Source organism: Blautia sp. HCP3S3_D9 (assembly GCF_052063845.1).
In the GTDB taxonomy this organism is placed as follows: domain Bacteria; phylum Bacillota; class Clostridia; order Lachnospirales; family Lachnospiraceae; genus Blautia_A.
The window spans coordinates 1-1,946 of sequence record NZ_JBQHWS010000246.1 but is presented as its reverse complement, the minus strand read 5'-3'; the positions used below and the strand labels follow the sequence as shown (position 1 = coordinate 1,946).

The window sequence follows — 1,946 nt, the reverse complement described above, 5'->3', positions numbered from 1 at the left end:
GCAATGCGCTTCATCCACAGGTTAAGGTGGCATAAATCGTTATTTTGTTAGCTGAAATATTGAATTTTCATGGTGCAAAGCCCATTTTGGGTATGGGAAGTCTTAGTATTTAAATCATCAGTTATATTAAGAAATCGTTATGTTATCACATAAAAAGCTTTCAACTATATCAACGAGATACAATTGAAAGCTCTATTTTAAGTACCAAATTTTTCTATTGTCTTATTATGTATAGCTGCCATAGGAGACGTATTCTAAGCAGTAAGGTTTGTTCCGATAGATGCTGCAATCTCTTTTAACTTATCGGCAGAAAAACCAGTATATTTTTCAATCTTATCGAGAGATTCTTTATCTTTGATCATCATTTTTGCAAGAGATAGATTTTTCTTTTCTACACCTTGCTCAATGCCTTGTTCAACAAGTGCTTTTCCCAGATTACACATATCCTGCACCTCACTTTCAAATTCTTCTGTCATGGCGATGCCAAAATCTTTCTGAAGACGTTTTTTCTTTGTCTCAGAGGATGTAGAAAGAGAGAAGAGTGTATTCAGCAGATCAAGGATCTCCAGATCACTCTCTTTATCTGCATCACCTAAATTTACGATAACAACTTCCATAAGGTCATAACTGCCAAGAGTTTCATAAGGCTTTCCCAATACTGTATCCTGTACTGTATGGTATCTGAAGATTCCATTTCTACGTTTTTTCGCCGGATCCGGGCAGATCCAAATACTGTAGACTTTCTGAAGCTTTTCATAATGTTCACCAGTAAAAATAGTTCCATACTGCTCGGAAATCATTCTTGCACAATAATAAAATCCTCTTGTAACTAATGGATACCCCGGTGTGTCATTTAACTGGATTTCCAAATTGATGATCAGATGTACGGGTTCTTCGGTGTTCGGAATATATGCCTTAAAACGAATATCATAATACACAGTCTGGTCTTTGATAGCATTTGCTTCGGAATTAAGGCAGTCTATTTGTTCGTTTCCATCCAGTAATTTACTGCGGTCAGGATGGTCCTGATGTACTGCCCGACTGGAAATTTCGATATTTTCTTTCAGGCAGTTATCACAGATAAAATTGACACTATATTGGGAAAATTCTTTTGTACAGGATTTGAGGATCCAGGCAATGACTGCCTTATAGGTTAATAGTTTCTTGGCACATTCATCATATCTTGCACGATCTGCGGCAAGGTCTATCATTTGTGCCAGATTCGTTTGACGTATTATGGATGTCACCTCCTGTCACATATTTTGTACTTATATTTTATCAGAGCAGATATTTATTTACCAGAAAAATTTTTCGACAATCGCAGGATAAGTTTTGACAAAGAAAGACCCCAGTCAAAATGACTGGGGTTTTCTTTTTAGGAATCTGTATTATTTACCCAAATGGATTATTTAACAGTAGCTGTTTTCAGGTTGGACCATGGGCTGAATATATTATTGATTCCAAAAGACTTATAAGCAGTTTTTTGATTGCTCTTATTATATTTTAGACAGTTATAAAACTTATTTTGCTTGTTTAATTTATACGAACCTAAAACGATAATCGTTGCATTTTAATTGAAACGAAAAAGCAAATCGTTGCATTTCGATTAAAACGATTCCTGCGGAGAATTTAATTATAATAATTGTTCCTATATATGGCCCCCCAAAAAATTGCTTATTAATGGCGCCCCTATTCAGTTAGTAAGGGGAATTTCGCTGTCGAAATCTTTATACTGACAATAGCGTCTAAACAATGTTATAATTCCTATAAACAGAAAATAACAGGAACTAGTTGGAAAAAAATGATTTTTGTTTATGGATTATATTGTTATAAATCACCAGTTTACAACTTTTATAAATGAGTGCCCCTTTGCTGAATAAGCCGCTTCAGGGCTTTTACAACAGCATTTGATTTTATACTGTTTTCGATGTTTTGTACGAAAGCAG

1 protein-coding gene is annotated in these 1,946 nt (G+C 34.9%); it reads right to left on the bottom strand.

Going from position 1 to position 1,946, the window contains the following annotated elements:
• Window positions 1-254: 254 nt before the first annotated feature.
• Window positions 255-1,211 (bottom strand): PD-(D/E)XK nuclease family transposase, encoded by a 957-nt coding sequence (locus tag ACTNES_RS20580; protein WP_320813713.1) that lies wholly within the window; start codon window positions 1,209-1,211, stop codon window positions 255-257.
• Window positions 1,212-1,946: the final 735 nt, after the last annotated feature.